Annotated in this window: 11 protein-coding genes; all 11 read right to left on the bottom strand. The window is 49.1% G+C overall.

The genetic code is table 11. From position 1 onward, the window contains the following. Positions 1–13: 13 nt before the first annotated feature. The 11 genes from rfbA to EII14_RS07485 all read right to left on the bottom strand — a co-directional run bounded on the left by rfbA (position 14) and on the right by EII14_RS07485 (position 18,511). Entirely contained in the window at positions 14–922 is a 909-nt protein-coding gene (rfbA, locus tag EII14_RS07535; protein WP_124931931.1) for a glucose-1-phosphate thymidylyltransferase RfbA, read from the bottom strand. 25 nt (positions 923–947) lie between these two features. Next, on the bottom strand, positions 948–1,595 hold the full coding sequence (locus tag EII14_RS07530) for a transcription termination/antitermination NusG family protein (protein WP_124931930.1): 648 nt from the start codon (positions 1,593–1,595) through the stop codon (positions 948–950). 246 nt (positions 1,596–1,841) lie between these two features. Then, positions 1,842–6,437 carry a M60 family metallopeptidase gene (locus tag EII14_RS07525; protein WP_124931929.1) on the bottom strand — a complete coding sequence of 1,532 codons (4,596 nt, stop codon included), beginning with the start codon at positions 6,435–6,437 and terminating at the stop codon, positions 1,842–1,844. Between the two features lie 1,148 nt (positions 6,438–7,585). After that, positions 7,586–9,280: a tetratricopeptide repeat protein gene (locus EII14_RS07520; protein ID WP_124931928.1), complete on the bottom strand. Its 1,695-nt coding sequence runs from the start codon at positions 9,278–9,280 to the stop codon at positions 7,586–7,588. A gap of 65 nt (positions 9,281–9,345) precedes the next feature. Next, positions 9,346–11,010, bottom strand: a complete 1,665-nt coding sequence (gene recN, locus EII14_RS07515; RefSeq protein WP_124931927.1) for a DNA repair protein RecN — start codon at positions 11,008–11,010, stop codon at positions 9,346–9,348. A 3-nt stretch (positions 11,011–11,013) separates the two neighbouring features. Beyond that, on the bottom strand, positions 11,014–11,934 hold the full coding sequence (locus EII14_RS07510; RefSeq protein WP_124931926.1) for a DUF4835 family protein: 921 nt from the start codon (positions 11,932–11,934) through the stop codon (positions 11,014–11,016). Next, positions 11,916–13,202, bottom strand: a complete 1,287-nt coding sequence (locus EII14_RS07505) for a phosphopantothenate--cysteine ligase family flavoprotein (RefSeq protein WP_124931925.1) — start codon at positions 13,200–13,202, stop codon at positions 11,916–11,918. Before EII14_RS07505 ends, EII14_RS07510 begins: the two co-directional genes overlap by 19 nt. 333 nt (positions 13,203–13,535) lie before the next feature. Then, positions 13,536–14,660: a DNA polymerase III subunit beta gene (dnaN, locus tag EII14_RS07500; protein WP_124931924.1), complete on the bottom strand. Its 1,125-nt coding sequence runs from the start codon at positions 14,658–14,660 to the stop codon at positions 13,536–13,538. 184 nt (positions 14,661–14,844) lie between these two features. After that, positions 14,845–16,137 (bottom strand): inositol-3-phosphate synthase, encoded by a 1,293-nt coding sequence (locus tag EII14_RS07495; RefSeq protein ID WP_124931923.1) that lies wholly within the window; start codon positions 16,135–16,137, stop codon positions 14,845–14,847. A gap of 501 nt (positions 16,138–16,638) precedes the next feature. Beyond that, positions 16,639–17,751 (bottom strand): OmpA family protein, encoded by a 1,113-nt coding sequence (locus tag EII14_RS07490; RefSeq protein WP_124931922.1) that lies wholly within the window; start codon positions 17,749–17,751, stop codon positions 16,639–16,641. 334 nt (positions 17,752–18,085) lie between these two features. Further along, entirely contained in the window at positions 18,086–18,511 is a 426-nt protein-coding gene (locus tag EII14_RS07485; RefSeq protein ID WP_124931921.1) for a Fur family transcriptional regulator, read from the bottom strand. Between the last annotated feature and the right edge of the window lie 356 nt (positions 18,512–18,867).

Genomic DNA, 18,867 nt, shown 5'->3' with positions numbered 1-18,867 from the left:
ATTTGTGCTACATTCACAATTCGCTTGCGGCATCTCCATAGCGTTTTTTCTCTTCAATAACGCGAAGCAAATACTGCCCATATTGATTTTTAATCATCGGTTGGGCAAGCATTCTCATTTTCTCCTCGTCTATCCACCCCTTTCGATAGGCAATACCTTCGAGGCAGGCCACTTTGAGGCCTTGTCGTTTTTCAAGCACTTCAATATACGTCGATGCTTCGGAAAGAGAGTCGTGCGTTCCGGTGTCCAACCACGCAAACCCTCGGCCGAGTGTTTTCACTTTCAACTCGCCATCCTCCAAAAAGCGTCGGTTCACGCCGGTGATTTCAAGCTCTCCCCGTTCGGAAGGGCGAATTTCCCGAGCGACATCGACCACCTTATTCGGGTAGAAATAAAGCCCGACAACGGCATAATTGGATTTAGGTTCTTTCGGTTTTTCTTCTATCGAGAGGCAGTTGCCTTCTCGGTCAAACTCCGCCACGCCATAGCGTTCCGGATCACTCACCCAATAGCCGAAGACGGTTGCTTGTTCTTCATGCTCGGCATTGTGTACAGCTTCTCTGAGGAGTTCTCCAAACCCCGCTCCATGAAAGATATTGTCACCCAAGACCAAACAGACACTGTCATCGCCCACAAAGTCCCGGCCGATGATAAAGGCCTGTGCAAGCCCGTCGGGCGAGGGTTGTTCGGCATATTCGAAGCGGACGCCAAAATCTCCGCCATCGCCCAACAAACGGCGAAATCCGGGCAAGTCGTGTGGTGTGGAAATAATGAGAATTTCACGAATGCCGGCCAGCATTAATACCGATATGGGATAGTATATCATCGGTTTGTCAAAGATCGGCAGCAGTTGTTTGCTCACTCCTTTTGTGATGGGATAGAGGCGAGTTCCGCTGCCTCCGGCCAAAACAATTCCTTTCATTATGTATGAGATTTAGGTTACAGAATTACTCTTGTTTTCGAGATTTCTTTTCGATGATTTGAATAAATTCCGGTTCGATAGAAGCCGTTGTCGCCACCAGCATATTGGGAATATCCACCACAAAGCGGCGCGAGCGTTTGCCCTGCACTTTCACAAAAACGCCCTCCATGCCGTTGAGTGTCCCTCCGATGATGCGCACACGATCGCCGCGATGCAAATCTACTTCCGAAGGCGCATAATATTTCACATCATCCGCCATTTCTTCGCAGAAACGAATAAAACGCTCCATATCTTCATCGCGTATGGTGAGAATCACACGCTTCTCCACCATTGGCACTTTCTTGGACGAGGGTGTCGAAGCCACCAAATGAAGTGCCGGCACATGACGCGTTTCCGTCAAATAGCACACTTTCCATCCATATTTTATTTCGGCAAACCGTTTGAAGGCATCGAGGTCTTTCTGAACAGCTTGAACAAACACCCAGTTTTTGGTCACGGGTTCTCTTTGCCGTTTTTTCTTTCCGGAATTGTCGGTCTTCACAACTTCCTGCATGGGTACAAAAGCTCTAAAACCTTGTTTTTCGAGAAGTTCGAGCACTTTAAGCTCCCTGCCATAAACAGCACTCAACACAAACCATTTCATTTTATTTTGGGAAACTGTGGGAAAAGACATATTGCAAGAAGCGTTAACAGTGAAGGTTATAAGAGACAAAAGTAAAACAAAAAACGGGAACTGCAAACTTTATGCGCGGCAAAAATCCTCTCACTTCATTTTTACGGCGTTTTTTTACGATGCCCCGAAAACCCACTTTTCTCTCTTCCCGGTCTGCACGCCAAGCGACCCTGTCAAAGTTCAAACAGAACTCCGACAGGGTCGCTTGGCAATGCGTTTCAGTCAATGCACGATGTGCTGCAAGAATTAGTTTTTCAGCACTTTTCGGCCGTTTTGTATGTAAAGACCCGTCCGAGCAGGCACTTTCACCCGGCGTCCCGTCAAATCGTAGACGGGTGCATTTTGCGAAGGTTCTGCGACGGGAGTTTCCGTGGCGGTCACGTTGCCGTCGAAGAAGAATGCCTGCACTTGGGAAGTGCTCTTTTCCGTGCGATAGTAAGCGCGATTGGCGGGAATATTGGCCGCGCCGACAATCCGCATCAAATACTGATCCTGATTCTTTGTCAAAACATAGTAATCATAGGTTCCTTTTTCGAGCGTTGAATTATCCTTTTTGGAAATCGTTCCCTCCAATCCCGTCGAAGTCGTCTGTGTCGCAACACTCGTTGTCGGTTTCAGCTTATATTCTCCGGGCGTTGCAGCTTTGATCAACACCGGCGTATAGGCAGGGAGAACACGTTGTGCCTCTGTGGCGGAAGCTTCAAAAAGCGGAGAAAGTTTCAGCAGATCTCCCTCCTGCACCACCTTGTTGGCCACAAGACCTTCGGGGAGAATGACGGCGAAGGGAAGATTGAGTGTGGCATAATTGCCATTGACGCCGGCACGCACATTGATCACATAGGCATAATCGGGCACTTCGTCAAGATAGAAGTCCGTACCCCAATCTTTGTTGCCGTTTCCTCCTTGATGATTGTTGATGGATTCGAGGAAGCTCTTGCCTTTCGCTCCGGAAAGGCTGACATTATTGGTGCGCAGATAGAGCGTGGCGAAGCGACTGCCGCGTGCAAATTGGAAACCATTGGCGTGATCGTGCAGTTCTCCGCGATTTCCCGAACGGGAAGAGCTCAAACAGCCGGTGCCCAAACCGGAAGCCAAGCAGAGTTTTCCGTCGGCGGCGCGCTGTGCCACCCAAACCGTCGTATTGTCTTCGGCATCGCTCATCGAAATCGGACGAGGAGTACTTCCCTCATGAGTCTGAGCGTTGGCAATGAACCGTCCCAAGAAGTGACGAATGCGATAGGCCTTTCCTTCTTCGGGCATCGCGAGTTCGACAGTAGAATTTTGATAATTCGTTTTTGCGCTACGCAAGGCTTCCACCTCTCCTGCCGTGGGAGCAGAAGAAGCCTTTGCCGCTTGGATCGCCGCTTGGAGGGCGCGACGAGCCTGCGATTGTGCATTGGGATAGCCCACTCCCATTTTTGCCAAAAGCTCCTCGGAGCGGAGGATCAACTCAGTCAATTCCGTTTTAGGAGTAGCCGGAACGAGCGTCCACGAAGAGTTGTCATCGGTAGTGGAAAAGAATCCCATGCTTGTGTGGGGGTTGGTCTTTCCTCCGTACCAGTTCCAACCGATATTTTCGTCCAGCGGTTTGATGTCGAAAGCGTTATTCCACTGTCCTTCGGACACTACGTTCCAAGGTCTTGCATCGACAAATTGAGCAGACAAAAGGACTTTATTTTGACCGTTATCGCGGTTCTTATATCCCAACCATTTGCGTGCATCGATGCTGTATATGTAGTATTGTCCGTTTTGCTCTCCGGCAAAGAAAGCGAACTTACCCTTTTGTTCGACGTTAGCCGTATATGCCGTGTTGGCATTCAAGAAAGCCGACGCATCGGGCGTGAGGCGAATGTAATAAGGTGCTTCCGGGGCGTCATAGTTGGTAGAGAGCACAATTTTAGCAGTGTTATCAAAGGGTGTGGTCGTATTGTCTGTCACCACATATTGCGGCAACACTCGTCCTTCCTTGATGATCTCCACGTCTTCTCCGTTGCCACCGCCTACTTTCACGATGAGATCGGCCAAGGCCACATTTTCAGGCAGAACGAAGCGATTGCGATTGGAAATCATGATCAGCTTGTTCGACTTGTCATACACTTTGTAGCCCACGGCTCCCTCTCCGGAAACGATGACACTGCGACCGATGAGCCTTACATCGGCCGGTGCGGCTTGCGTTTGCTGTTGTTTTCCGAAATCGGTGTAGTGTCCCACATCGCCCACTTCTGCGGCATCACCGGGAGTGGCCGAAGCCGTCGTCCCCCAACGCACGGTGCCGGGAGGCACGCCGGGAATGTCCACCGGAATGGGGCGGATGCGCTCGTCGATGAAAAATAGGTTATTGCGTTTGACGGGATATTGCTGCATGTGTGCGATGGTAGCATTGATATCGGCTTGATCGACGCGTATATATTGGGGAGAATAATGTCCATCATAAAAATCATCTCCCCATTTCACCAAAATTTGCTCTCCATGCTCCTTGAAGAAGCCATAGAGCGTGAAAAATTCGGTCAAGTCCTCTTGCGCCACATCGCTGCACAAACGTGCGAAGCGGAACATATCGGTATTGGCGTTGTCGCCTTGAATGGGTTCTTTGCGCAATTTGTCGATCAGTTCTTTGAAGAACGTAGGTTTGTGGCCGAGTTCCACGTAGTAGAGCCAAAGTTGCCAAAACATGTGCATTCTGCGGCCGATGCCCGCATCCATCCAGCTGCCGCCATTGTTGTAGTGATCAATGATGTCTTGGTGCGGCTCTCCACGGCGCACATTTCTTCCGGTGCGCCAAATGGCAATGTTCGAAAACAGATTGTTGGAGCTTTCAAGACTTCCGGCGATATTGAAAAGTTGTTGGAAGTGGTGGCCGACTTCGTGAGCTATCGGCCAAAGGTTTCCGCCATTGTAGTTCTCGCCGCCGCCTTTCAAGTGTTTGTAGCTGAACAAGGAGCTGACCGTACCATAATATGTTCCGTAGTTTGTAGCATAAAGCCCCACATTGGAAGCTGCAAACAGCAAACAGTTGAAGCGATCTTCAAATTTTTCAACGCTGAGGAGATCCAACTCCATGTCGCTGACCTCATCCCAAAGTCCGAGCACTCCTTCAATGCCCATGTCTTTGCCGCCATAATTCCATTCGCCTTTATCCTCTTGCTCTTCCACTCCGCTGAGGTGAAAGCTGAAACACGTTCTTTTCGACTTCATGCGGATCACCTCGTCTTGGAGGAAGCCGTGCGATTTGAGGGTTCGCATTTTTTTCCAGTCCTCGTTGTTGTGACGTTCCATGTCGTAACAGCCATTGGCACGCAGTCCCTCAATGTGGATTTTGATATTGGGAGCTTCGGCCAACTTTTTGTTTACATCGTCCACATTGTAGTAAACATACAAGTGTTTTTTGCCTTGAATGCTGACGGCATTGACCCCTTCGTGCAAATCCACGAACTGTCCCGTCGGGCTGAATCCTTCGACGAGCTGCAATCTGAACGTCGTGCCGGCAGGAGCGGGACGATCAACGAAGATCAAGGCCATTTCGCCGGTTTCGCCCGTGATGCCGGTGGGATTGGTCAGCACGGAATACTTAAAGCTTGTGCGCATCAACTCGTTGCTTTGTGCCCATTTTTCGTGGTCGCTATGTGCAGGATATTCCGCAATGCGAAAGCTCTTTTCCAAACGATTGGCCTCACTGTCATTGGCATTCCATTGGTCTTTTTTCACCTTCACGGCCATGTCCGCAAAAACGATGGGTAATCCTCTACTCGTCATTGCGTCACGCAGTTGCGAATCGGTATAGCCGGCATAGGCTGCTTTCAGCATCGTGCAGGCTTTGTCTTCGAAGAACTCGGACAAGAGATTGTTGTAGCGCGTGCGATCGGAGTTGACGTTTTCCATCAATTGATATTTACTGCGAGACTCCGTCAATTCAGACTGAGGAACATCGACAGGTTGCAAATACCAATGAGAAGCCCAAGAGTTGCTTGTCCAACCCACGACATGATGCCCTCGCGACGCTGCGCAGTGAAAACCGGTGTGCCTGCCTTGGAAAGTGAGCGTCGGCAGCCAATCAGTGGAAATGCCGGCCGTAAAATAGGAATTTTGGTCGCCAAGATGATAATACTGACTCGTTCCGGCCGCGTTGCCAACGATTTTTTGGCTCACGGCATTTTTGATCATCCAGCGATTACCGTCTTTTTCAAAAGTCCACAACTGGGTGTGTAAATTGGGAACGACAACAGCCCCAAACAGCTCATTTCCTGAGAAGTCGAGGCAACGATCCGTATAAGCCGCATTTACCAAGCGATAGATTCTACCCGGTTCCGGCGTTTGCGTATAGCCCAAATGGGTCATGAAGCGTTGGCGGACTGCGGTCACAGAAGCGGTGGAAGCAGTGGGGACTTCAACAATCCAATCGGCCGACGTAGTGTTGCCATTGCCTTTGAGCACGATATCTATGGTGTCGGGAACGTTCAGGCAAGAGCCGTTTTCAAAATTTTTATTCCAACTGATCGTAAATTTCCCCGATCCTTTTTCTCTGAAAAAATAGTCGGTGCATCTCATGACGGTGCTCAAAACGGTGTTGTCTTTGCCCGAAGAGGGAAGACTGCGACCGGTTTTGGCGTTGTAAACATAGAACTTTCCATCTATGCTTTTGATAAACCAAAGGGCGTCGTCTCCCAATTCCGCACGTACATTCAATTCGTGCTTGTCGGTTTCGCAGAGATACCTATTGCCAATGGCAGACTTAATCGTAAAAACGCCGCCGCTACGCAGTTCGGACAACGTGGCGGACGTGGCGGACAAGATGCTCACGACACAACAGAGCATGAACGTCCAAAAACGTAAAGATAGTTTCATCGAAGAATAATTTTGTTTTTAATGACGAATGGAATGTGAACGATTTCTCCGTAAAAGTTTTTGACCATGCAACTTCGGAGAAGAAAGCATCGAAGAAACCGGTTTTCTTCTCACACCGGAACAAAATACATTCGGGAGCACTCTACCCGACAGCTAAATATCAGTCCGGTCGAAAATCGCATGATACTCAAAACGATGGAGATAACAATATGTGCAATTTTAGTGCAAATATAATTTTCTTTTTCTCTTTCTCCCAAATAAAGACTAAAAAAAATAAACAAAGCATCATTTCGAGTGGTAAACGAAAAGTGGGAATGTCATTTTCCGAAGTCTGCATCTTTGCATCTCCCAAAACACAGCCAACACCAAAGACTGCCCACACCTTTCGTCCGCTCCCTCTCTTCTCTGCCCCACCCTCACAACACCACTCTCCCCAAAAACATGGGAGATAGAAAAATCGGCATTGGAGATAGAATTTTCTACATTGGAGATATTTTTTTCCGGCTCGGAGGAAGTGCTACTTTCGGTGCATGTCGATGCCACAATTTTCTCCTCCCTCGCGCGCACGCGCGTATCCCTTGTCATTAGTTTTTGCCTTCACTGCCTTCGCAAAACAAGACAAATTACTGAATATCAACCCATTTCATGCGAAGGCAAGTGAAGGCAAAATAAAAACAGGATTTCCAACAACCTGACAGACAAATCGTTGCATTGATTTTTTGCCTTCACACCCTCGACAAATGCGGTTTTCACGCGCTGCTTAGCGGAAGTAAGTGAAAGGAAACAAGCTTTTTGCCTTCACCGGAAGACTTTGAATTTCAGCCTGTTGAAAAATCCCCTAAAAGTTTGCCTTCACTTGCCTTCGCAAGAAAAATGCAGAAAATCAGGAAGATAGACGATTTAGCGGAGGCAAAACGGCAAAAACAAAAAAACAGGGGAAAAATAAGGGATTTCGGAAAAAAAACGCCCAATTCGGAAAACGTCCTTGGCGACACCGTTGTTTCTCCCTCTTCGCTCCCTTCGCGGAAGAAAAGCGCGAAACACCTTGCCACGGAAGCACCGAAAAAACCTCAGTACTTGTCGGCGGAAGAGTGTCGTTGCTATCGGAAGGGCGCAAAAGAAGATGTTTTTCTATCCTTGTCCGCGGTTCAGCGCAACTTATATTTCGCGATGAGTTCGGCGGCGTTTTCATCGCCCAAAGCCTGCGCTTTCTTGAAGTGTTCGAGTGCCTTTCGTTTCTGTTTCTTCTCCACCATGGCGACGCCGATGATTTTGTGGGCATCGGCACTTTCGGCATTCAGCTTCAACACTTCCCGCGCAGTGGCGACTGCCTCATCGGGCAAATTGACTTGCAGATACAAAAAGGCTTTTTCCGTGAGATAAGTTTCCTTGTCCTGCAAAGTTTTGGCAACAGACACGGCGGTCGTCAAGTCATCGAGAGCTTGTTGGAACATGCGTCCGTTTTTCTCGATCTCGCTCCGCCAAAAATAGAAATAGGCATTGAGATTGTCGACTCCGGCCACTTTCTCGTATTCGGTCAGGTCGGCGGCAGCCTTGCGAAAGTCGCCCATGGAGGCAAGCAGTTTGGCACGTTTGAAGAGAGGGATCAACACTTCCTGCGTGTAGGGTTTGGGGCTATACACCACGGCGCTGTCGAGCAAAGTCACGATTGAGGCTACATCGCCGCTGTCGCTCTCCAAAGCCATGGCGGCATACAAAAACGAGCGACTGTTGGCGAGCGGCGAACGATTGACGAGCGAAAACTTCTCATGCGCCTCTTTGAACCGTTGCAGGGCATAGAGCACCGTGCCTTGTTGCAAAAGATAGCGAGGACGGGGTTGCAGCGAATAGGCCTTCTCGGCGGCGGCAAGTGCCGTTTCGAGATTCCACGAAGGGTACACCTCCGTGCCCATGCGTTCCACCTTGCCTTGCATGAGCTCGGATTGCAACAAATAGAGATCGGCCACAAAGTCTCCGCCGCGCGCGATGCCTTTCCGCAAGGTGCTATCGGCAGCCGAAAACCGATTGCGGGCGGCATGATAGTTGGCCATTTCGCCGTAGATGTCGGTGTTGTCGGGATAGGCCGCCATGAAATCGGAAACAGCGGTGGTTTTCAACACGGAATCGGTCGCCGAACGCAACACCATGTAGAGATAAGAGAAGGCTTCTGCCTCGGAAGCGACGGGGATTTGTTTCGGTATCTTGATGTCGTTGAGGTCGCTGTTGAACACGGCGGCAGTGGTGACGGCGAGCGAATCGGCCGTGCGAATATCGACGGCGCAGGCCGTGAGGGCGTTTTTGGTGATGTTTTTCTGCATCAGTCCGATGACTTTGCCCTCACCATTGACCACGGGACAACCGACGAAACGCTCTTCGTTGGGCGTGGAAATGGTGTAATAAGCATAGCTGTCGAACGCATCGACGGCCACGACGGAGGTGGCGAGGGGTTTCTCTTTCTTGTTGTTGGTATAGAACGTTTGCCAAATATCGCTCTGACCGATGATGCCCGGCGTCGGGCAAGGAGAGAGGAAGGGGAGTTTCTTGGTGGGAATGTCGGTAGAAGCCCGCACCACGTCGTACAAACTCGACGCGCCGAGAATGCGCCGAACAACGGCACGACGACCGGCGGCATCGACAATCTCGGCACGCACCGCGCCCTTGAAGGCGTGAAACGGCGCGATGATCTCGCCGTCGGGCGAAGAGAAATAGCCGTAGGCGGAATGCAAGACATCGCCCTTTTCGTCGTAGGCAATGAGATTGACAACGGCTTTGTTGGCATCGGGAGCTTTCTGAGCGGTGAGCATCAACGGAAGCAGGAAAAGGAGGAAGAGTATTTTTTTCATGAATGGGTGGTGCAAAAGTTTATACCTATGATCAAAAAGAAGAAAAAAGGGAAAAGCGGAAACGATCAGCGGAAATGTCCCAGCAATTCGCGCGCATTGGCCAATGCGGCTTCGGTGATTGCTGCCCCCGACAGCATTTTGGCCACTTCGTCGATGCGCTCTTCGGAAGAGAGCGGCACGATGTGGGAGGTGGTGCCGGCTTCGCTCTCTTGTTTGTGAACGCGATAGTGTGCCGAGCCAAGAGCGGCGATTTGCGGAAGGTGAGTGATGCAGATGACTTGTGCGTTGGCGCCCATTTGTTGCATGACCAGCCCCATGCGCTCGGCCATTGTGCCACTCACTCCGGTGTCGATTTCGTCGAAAATGATTGTCGGCAGGTTTTTCTTTTCGGCGATGAGTGCTTTCAAGGCGAGCATGAGTCTTGCGATTTCACCGCCCGAAGCCGTCTGTGCCACATCCTGAGGGGCAACTTTCTTGTTGGCCGAAAAGAGGAAGCGCAGGCTGTCGTAGCCCGTGCGATCGGGTTGCTGACGAGTAGAGAACTCAAACGCCAACTGCAAATGGGGCATACCCAGATTTTGAAGCCGTTCGACAAGGGACTGCTCCACTTCGACGGCGGCACGACGACGAGAAAGCGTCAGACGTTCGCCGACGGCTTTGAGTTGTCGGTGTGCTTCGCGGAGCGCAGCTTCGGCTTGTCGGAGATGATCGTCGGCATTTTCGATTTCATCGAGTTTGCGCCGCAAATCGTCGGCAATCTCCAACAGTTCTCGCACCGTGTCGACCTTGTGTTTCTTCTGCAAGGCGTAGATTGTGGAAAGGCGGTCATTGACAAAAGCCAATCTTTCGGGATTGAATTCGGTGTCGTCGGCCTTACGCTCCACATCGGAAAGAATGTCTTCGACTTCTATGCGCACACTGGTGAGGCGGTCGGCCAAATCGCCGGCGGCGGCAATGTATCGCTCCACACCCGAAAGCATGGAGGCGGCACTGCGCAGGGCGGAAGACACATCGGACTCGTCGGACTGCAAAGCGGCGGCGGCTTGACAAAAAGCGGTTTTGATGTCCTCGGCATGAGAAAGGGTTGCACTTTCTTCTTCCAACCCGGCTTGTTCGTCGGCGTCGAGGCGGGCTTCATCGAGTTGGTTCAGTTGAAAAGAAAGAAACTCCTGTTCTTCGGCATGCTTGCGAACGCTCTCCTGCAACATCTTCAACTCCTGATGAGCGGCGGTATATGCCCGAAAGGCTTCGGCATAGTCGGAACAAAGAGCGGCATTGCCGGCAACGCTGTCGAGGGTGTCGATGAGAAAGGTTTCGTGGGAAAGAAGGAGGTTCTGATGCTGAGAATGAATATCGATGAGCAACATGCTTACCTCTCGAAGCAGAGAGAGCGTGACGGGGGTGTCGTTGATGAACGTCCGACTCTTGCCGGCCGCCGTGATTTCGCGCCGCACCGTGAGCGTGTCGTCGTCTTGATCGACATCGGCATCTTGCAAAATGGTTTCCACGCCCAGCCCTTTAATGGAAAATACGCCTTCTACGACGCATTTCGTGGCACCGCTCTTGATGGATTTGGCATCGGCACGTTGGCCTTGCAGCAACCCCAAAGCTCCGAGAATGATACTTTTACCGGCGCCGGTTTCGCCCGTGATGACACTGAAACCCTGCGCCAGATCGAGCTCCAAATGCTCAATGAGTGCATAGTTGCTGATGTGAAGTGTGGTGAGCATAAATCAATTTCTAATTCTTGACCAAGTGGAGTTTTTTGAAGCATTGATTTTTCCAAGCAAAAGAATGAGCGTATCTTTTTCTTTTTGCGTGGCCTTTCCTTTGTAGATATTGACGATTTCATCGGCCTTATACTCGCAAAACAACTGCGGCAGCATACTCATGCTTTTGTTCTCTCTTGCTTTTGCCAAGAGGTCGAAGGCTTCGGTGATGCCGACACGACCGCGCTCGGAGTTTTCGGCCATAACGTCAAGTCCCTCGCGGTGATACTTGTATTGCATGAGGCGAAAAGGTTCCATGGCTCCGTCCAAACAGTCGCTGACAATGGCATGGCGGTTCTTGCCGTCGTCGAAAGGCTTCCAACCTTTGGCCGACAACGACAAAGATTGCGCATTGTTGCAAATATCGAGTGCGGTTTGCAAGGCGTCGGTTCCGCCCTTGGGCGACATGGTGTCGAGGTCGAAGCCGATGATGAGATAAGCGTAGTAGGCGATGATGGCCGTGAGATCGTTGTCGATGTTGTCCGCTCTGAATTCGAGTTTGTCAAATTCCTGAAAACGAAACACACATTGTCCGTCGCGCGTGGAAAACATGGTGGTAGTGTAGGAGGAATTGAAAACGGGACGAGTGGCGGTGACCGTGAGTACGCCCTCAAAACGGTGGTCGGTTTCGTCAAACTTTTGAATGGTCAGATTGAACGAGCAGGAGATGCGCTCGGAGCGGCGAAATTGCAGATTTGTCCACTGCCGATCGTTGATGAACTCTGAAAGCGATTGCTTCAAGTTGTCGAAAACGGCCGTACTCGTGCCTTGTACTTGCTGATGATTGATCGTGACGCGGGCATCGAGCTCTTGCGCTTTTGTCATCAGCGGAACAAAGCCCAATACACAAAGCGCACAAAGAAAAATCAAGACAGTTTTTTGCATAAATGGCGAATGATCTCATCGGCCGCGGCATGCTTGCTTTGCAGAGGATAGGGCTGTTCGGTGCCGTCGGCGTCGATAATGGTGATTTTATTGGTGTCGCCGCCAAAACCGGCTCCTTTGTCGCGCAAGGAATTGAGCACAATGAAGTCGAGATTTTTGCGTTGCAGTTTTTCATGGGCGTTTTTCTGCTCGTCGTTCGTTTCGAGAGCAAACCCCACCAGAAGTTGATCGGAGCGTTTGAGGCGGCCGAGTTCGCGAGCTATATCGGGCGTAGGCACCAACGTCATACTCCATTCGCCGGTGGTTTCGCGTTTGATTTTTGTAGTTTCCGCCTGTTTCGGCATAAAATCGGCCACGGCAGCACAAAGAATGGCGACATCGCAATCGGGAAAGATGCGGATGGCCGCTTCGTGCATTTGAATGGCACTCTCGACATCGGTGCGCCGAATGAGAGGATGATCTGAGGAAAGATGAACGGGGCCGGTCACCAATTCCACTTCCCAACCCTGTCGTGCACAGCTCTCGGCAAGGGCAAAACCCATCTTGCCGGTAGAATGATTGCCGAGAAATCGGACGGGGTCTATGCGCTCATGAGTAGGCCCTGCGGTGATGAGCACCTTCTTGCGAGAACCACTCATCGGGGAAGAAAAGGAAACGTCAGACAAAGAAACATCGGAAGAAGCGCAGGAAACGGCATCGGAGAAAGATGAGTCGGACGTGGATTCGTTGGAGGAAAAATATTGAGCAATATATTCAAAGATGGCTTCGGGTTCTTCCATGCGGCCTTTGCCGACGAGCGACGAGGCCAACTCCCCCTCGGCCGGCTCGATGATGTGGTTGCCAAACGAACGCAAACGTTCGATATTGGCTTGGGTGGAAGGATGCTTATACATATCCAAGTCCATGGCAGGAGCGACAAAGACGGGGGCTCTCATCGACAAATAAGTGGTGAGAAGAATATTGTCGGCTATGGCATGTGCCATTTTTCCGATCGTGGAGGCGGAAGCCGGAGCAATAAGCATGAGGTCTGCCCAAACACCGAGATCGACATGGCTATGCCAAGAGCCGTCATTACGATCGAAAAACTCGCTCACCACGGCATTTCGGCTCAACGTCGCCAGCGTGAGAGGGGTGATAAATTGTTTGCCGGAAGGGGTGATGACCACTTGTACTTCCGCACCGGCCTTGACAAGCAGACGAATGAGGGTACAAGCCTTATAGGCGGCAATACTGCCCGTAATACCGAGAACGATGTGTTTGCCTTGCATAAATAAAACGAAATAAGTCTTCGCCGTGAAACCGTGAGCAGCTCGCAGTGTCCGGCATTTGAGAAGATGAAAGGAAACCTTATTTATAAGATATTATTGTATCATACAGACCGCTGACCGATTGAGATAAAGACAGAGAGAGCAAGTCAAGATACGATGAAGCACAACTGTCTTGCTATCGGCTGTTTCAATATGAAATACATCGCAAAATCTACCGTTCCCCTTTCAGTAGAAACCAATCGGGGCGGGCGGCCGAGTTTGCGATGTATTTTGAGAGCTAATTGAAACGGAGATCAAACTGAGAAAAACACGATGATGTTAAATTCGCAGCGTCTACTCGTTCAGCATCATGGGCATGAGGAGCATGAGGACATGTTCGTTCTCTTGCTGTACGGATGGCACAATGACACCTGCACGCGAGGGGTCGGCCAATTGGATGATGATTTCCTCACCCTCTAAGTTGTTGAGCATATCCATCAACAAGGTTCCCTTGAAGCCGATGTTCATCGGCATGCCTACATATTCGCAAAGCAAAGACTCTTCTCCCGAACGGCCATAGTCGGTATCGCGTGCGGAAAGCACCACACGACCGGGTTCGATGTGGAGCTTCACAAGCGGACTTCCGATATTGGAGAAAATCAGCACACGACGCAAAGCGGAAATCATCGCACCGCGATTGACGGTTACGAGATTGGGATTGCTCTGCGGAATGACACTGTTGTAATTGGGGAAGTTTCCTTCGATCAGACGACAAGAAAGGCGATAGTTTTCACTCTCTATGGTCGCATTGCGTTTGGTGAAATGCACCGAAACATCACCGATTTCTTTTTGAAGAATACCTTTGATGATCGTTGCCGGTTTCTTGTGCAAGATGAACGACGTTGCGCCGTCGATGGAATAGTCGAGCATACGGGTACAAGCCAGTTTTCTGCTATCGGAGGCAACGATGGAGAGGCCGTTCGAGTGATAGTCGAAGAATATGCCGGTCATCACAGGGCGCAAAGGATCGTCGGAAGCAGCAAACAAGGCACGATTGATACCGCCGTACAAACGCTGTGCATCAATCACCAAACTGGAAATATCTCCTTCAAGCTCCTTGACCAAAGGATACTCCTCCGCACTCATTCCCATGAGCGTATAATGCCCGTTCTGGTAATGTATGGTGATTTCGAGATTGTCGGGACTGACCACAAACTCCATGGGCTGTTCGGGGATTTCCTTGATGGCCTCCTGAATGGTTTTGGCATTGACGGTGAAGTCAATATTGGCATCGCTTTCCACAAGTTCAATGGTGGTGCGAAGGGTAATTTCATTATCGGATGCAGTGAGCGTCAAACGATTGTTTTCGATTTGAAAAAGAAAGTTATCCAAAATGGGCATACTGTTCTTTGAGGCGATCACACGTCCGAGAGTTTGAAGCCGCTGAGAAAGGAGACTGCTGGAAATGACGAATTTCATTGCGTAGAAAGTTATATTCGGATAATTATTGTCGTTTCGGGTGCGAGATTACAAAAGTTTCAACTCAAAAGAAACAACCCCACACATCTATTTTATACAGCGAACAAATTTACGCATTTCTTTTGAATATCTTCTTCACAGACACAAAAAATAACATAATACGTTTTTTTTGAGGAGAACTCGCTTAGTCCATTGCTTCATCAGGCTCATAGCCTCCCATTTCCCGAATGGCGTTTTTGAGCATGACGTATTGCTTGAACAAATGATTGACGGGAACTTCGCCTTGCAAATAGTCGTGTTGCGGACTTTTGAGAAAGAAACTGAGGAAACGCTGCGTGCCATAGCGACCGTCGCGGGCGGCAGCATCAATCAACAATACAAGATCCAAACAAAGCGGAGCGGCCAAAATGGAATCACGACAGAGGAAATTGATTTTGATCTGCATCGGATAGCCCATCCACCCGAATATATCAATATTATCCCAACCTTCTTTGTCATCACCTCGCGGAGGATAATAATTGATGCGTACTTTGTGGTAATAATCTGCGTAGAGATCGGGTTGCTCTTCACCTACGAGGATACTTTCGAGGGTTGAGAGTTTGGAAACTTCTTTTGTACGGAAGTTGGCAGGTTCGTCCAAGACGTATCCGTCACGATTTCCCAATATATTGGTGGAAAACCAACCGTTCAACCCCAAGCAACGTGTGCCGATAATGGGGGCGAAACCACTCTTTATCAATGTCTGTCCGGTTTTGAAATCCTTTCCGGCAATCGGTATTTGCTTTTGTTCGGCCAGCTCCCACATGGCAGGAATGTCTACCGTCGTATTGGGTGCTCCCATGACAAAAGGTGCTCCTTCCGCCAAAGCCGCATAAGCATAGCACATGGAAGGGGCAATGCGTTCGGTATCATTGGCCTTCATCGCGGCTTCAAGATCCGAAAGCCGATGATGCACTGCCGGATCTACCGGCACATACACCTCGGTGGAAGCAGCCCACAAAACAACCACACGCTCGCAGCCGTTTTCTTTCTTAAACCTTCTGATGTCTTCGCGTATCGCTTCCATCATCTCCCAACGGTTATTCAAGGGCTTCACATTATCGCCATCAAGACGATTGGCAAAACGCTTGTCGAACACCGCCGACATGGGTTTAATCGCTTTCAGTTCGTCGGCTACCGGCATAATATCTTTGGCACGAAGCACATCGGCATTAACAGCACTTTCAAAAGCATTTTCGGGATACACGTCCCATGCTCCGAAAACGAGATCGTCCAATGAAGCAAGAGAAATGATTTCATCATATTTGAGGTACTTTTCGGCATCACCGAAGCCTACACGTATTTTGTCATACTGCGTCATGGCACCCACCGGTTTGGCCAGCCCCTTTCGAGCCATGAGGACTCCCGTTATAAAAGTGGAGGTGACAGCACCGAGACCGACACATAAGACACCCAATTTTCCAGTAGCTTGTTTCATATTCTATGTTTGAATTTTCTCTGTTTAGTCTATTCAGGAGTTATCGTTATCGGAGATTCGACCGATATGCGTCTTTTCTTCCTTTCGATCATCTTTCTATCTCAAAGATGAAATTCCTTTTCTTTCAAGCAGAAAACTTTTTCAAATCCGCCCTTTATCTTCGTCAAAGATAAGGAAACTTTTTTGAAGGAAGGAGTTTTTGAGGAAAGGAATAGCATTTACACAGCCGTTTTGAACGATTTCGGCTACGCTTCGGACAGAAATCGCACCCCAAAATCGTCAAAAAGCATTTTCACACTCCAACAGAAGGCTCTCTCAACAAGAATTCTTTTTTCGCGCTCCTCCGGTTTTTCTCTTTTCGACATTCGCCTCACTCTCTCATCGGTTTCACTCTCACCGCAGTCCTCACACCTCTCCGACAGAAATAATCCGCCCCAAGCATAAGAAAAGAGCCCGATATAAATCGGACTCTTTACTTTATTTTATATCAAGAAACTGCAATTATTCGGCAATGCAGATTACCACGCGGTTGTCATCGTTGTTCTTGAAAGGCTGTACGGTGTCACCCTTAGCATCCTTCATGATACGACCGGCAGCAATACCTTGCTTAACGAGTTCTTTGAACACAGCGTTAGAACGTTGTATGGAGATACGCTTGTTGATCGTAGCGTTACCGGTTCCCTTGTCTGCATAACCCGTGATAGCCACCTTGGTTTCGGGATTTTGTTTGAGGAATGCCACTACTTCGTTCACCTTGATGAGCTCAGTTGCAGAGATCTTCGCAGAGTTAATTTGGAAGAACACATTCTGAGTGAGTTCCTTTTTAACAGGAGCAGGAGCAGGTTTGGGAGCAGGAGCAGGTTTGGGAGCGGGTTTGGGAGCGGGAGCAGGCTCAGGTTTGGGAGCAGGAGCAGGCACAACAGGAGCAGGTACATAAGTATTAACAGGCTCTGCATCGAAATTGCCAAAACGATAGGTCACTCCACCGAAAGCGTTGAAGAGGTAGTCCATATCGTCACCGCTCTTAGAGTTGAATTTCTCACCGGTAGCCGTCATAAGACCTTCAACATTCAAAGAAAGACGCTTGTTAAGACGGAAGTCTACTTGCAAACCGGCACGACCGGCAAGAAGATCCACGTTGTCATTCCAAAGATTGCGGAATTGGGGTTTGCTGCCCGACTTGTTCCAAGCCATGGCATCGTCATTTTCAAAACCACGGATGTAGCCAAGACCAACGATGGCGTTTACGTTCACGCAACGATTGGGATTGTAGCCTTTGAAGATCGAGCAAAGATCAACAACTGCATCAAGACCGGCCTGGCCATAAGTCCATTCATAGGTTTGAGTACCCTTATCCCAACCGCCTTTGCCTTGCCATCCGCTGAGATGGAGACGAGCACCGACTGCCGGAGCAAAACGATAGCCAACAGAAACAGCAGCAGCGGGGGTGATCAAGTCGGTAAACTTGTCGGCACCTCCAACCGTGTAACCTGCACCACCTTGGAGCTGAACTGACCAATAGGGGTTAAATTCGTACTTGGGCTTGTCATTTTGTGCAGAAGCACCAAGCGTAACGGCTGCAAGAGCTGTCACAAAAAGAGTTTTAAACTTCATAGTCATAAAAATTAAAATTGAATTAGTTAGCTTTTTCACTTGCAAAGTTAGTATTTTTTCCAAACCCATCAAATGTTTTCGAAAAAAAACACGTCTATAACGACACATATACTATTTTCGGACTCAAAAAAATGCTTTTTTCTCATGTCGGCATATCACTCTGCATACTATCAACCGAACTTTCCCCTTGTATATTCGGCATTTAGCCGTCACTTTCAAATGGTCAAATTCTCGGTTTTCGATTCAATCGGCATTATTCTGAAAACATTCACAATTTATCCAAGTTCATCACAATTCAGAACATGCCTATCCCCATACAAGGCCGAAGATTGCATCAGCAATCTCGTTTTGTCAGACAAGCCGGACAATAGCCTTTATAATAGAGTTCCGTCTGCTCTGCCTTAAACCCACCGGGCAAAGAGATTTCTTGCTCGCAATTCGTTTTCGACTGCGGTATGTCATATATTTTTTCGCAACCGAAGCAAAAGAAGTGGGCATGCTCGGAAGTGTCGCCGTCGAAGTTCGCGTTTTTACCATCAATGGTAAGCATGCGAACGACGCCTTGATCCACGAAGAGTTTCAACGTATTATAAATGGTCGTTTTTGAAAGGGTGGGCAATTTTCTGACCAAGTCGTTGTAGATTTCATCGACAGAGGGGTGGGTGTGATGTTCGAGCAAATACTTCATCACCGCCACACGCTGCACAGAGCCTTTGACTCCGTGAGATAAGAGATAGTCGTAAATCTGATTGTCTTGCATGAATAAGTTGGGAAAACGTTTTGAGAAATGCATATCGACCGATGACATCGGTGTTGTCGGGTTTATCGGTAGCGAGCTTTTGTTGAAGTTTCTCTTTTCGCCGCTCAAAAACGAAATAAAACATCGATTAGCGTTCTTGTGCAAAAATAATATAAACTTTTGATCTAACAAAATTTACGGTCATTATTTATCATTTATCGCCTCCTCCCAAATTTCAAAGATAAAATAACAGCTGCCGCCTGCCCTCCCCTCTTTCTCTTCACCTGTTGAGACCTCTGCAAAATCCTCTTATAAAATTGTCCAATCCGTTCTTTTTCTCGGATTGGACAATTTTGTTTGGAAAATCCCGTGATTTT

This window comes from Alloprevotella sp. OH1205_COT-284 (assembly GCF_003859795.1).
Lineage (GTDB): Bacteria > Bacteroidota > Bacteroidia > Bacteroidales > Bacteroidaceae > Alloprevotella.
Note: the sequence above shows the minus strand (reverse complement) of the source record. Positions and strands in the feature narration are given on the sequence as shown.

Bases quoted from the DNA above. Each gene is read 5' to 3' on its own strand.
- rfbA (WP_124931931.1), bottom strand. From the start codon at position 922: ATGAAAGGAATTGTTTTGGCCGGAGGCAGCGGAACTCGCCTCTATCCC.
- EII14_RS07530 (WP_124931930.1), bottom strand. From the start codon at position 1,595: ATGTCTTTTCCCACAGTTTCCCAAAATAAAATGAAATGGTTTGTGTTG.
- EII14_RS07525 (WP_124931929.1), bottom strand. From the start codon at position 6,437: ATGAAACTATCTTTACGTTTTTGGACGTTCATGCTCTGTTGTGTCGTG.
- EII14_RS07520 (WP_124931928.1), bottom strand. From the start codon at position 9,280: ATGAAAAAAATACTCTTCCTCCTTTTCCTGCTTCCGTTGATGCTCACC.
- recN (WP_124931927.1), bottom strand. From the start codon at position 11,010: ATGCTCACCACACTTCACATCAGCAACTATGCACTCATTGAGCATTTG.
- EII14_RS07510 (WP_124931926.1), bottom strand. From the start codon at position 11,934: ATGCAAAAAACTGTCTTGATTTTTCTTTGTGCGCTTTGTGTATTGGGC.
- EII14_RS07505 (WP_124931925.1), bottom strand. From the start codon at position 13,202: ATGCAAGGCAAACACATCGTTCTCGGTATTACGGGCAGTATTGCCGCC.
- dnaN (WP_124931924.1), bottom strand. From the start codon at position 14,660: ATGAAATTCGTCATTTCCAGCAGTCTCCTTTCTCAGCGGCTTCAAACT.
- EII14_RS07495 (WP_124931923.1), bottom strand. From the start codon at position 16,137: ATGAAACAAGCTACTGGAAAATTGGGTGTCTTATGTGTCGGTCTCGGT.
- EII14_RS07490 (WP_124931922.1), bottom strand. From the start codon at position 17,751: ATGAAGTTTAAAACTCTTTTTGTGACAGCTCTTGCAGCCGTTACGCTT.
- EII14_RS07485 (WP_124931921.1), bottom strand. From the start codon at position 18,511: ATGCAAGACAATCAGATTTACGACTATCTCTTATCTCACGGAGTCAAA.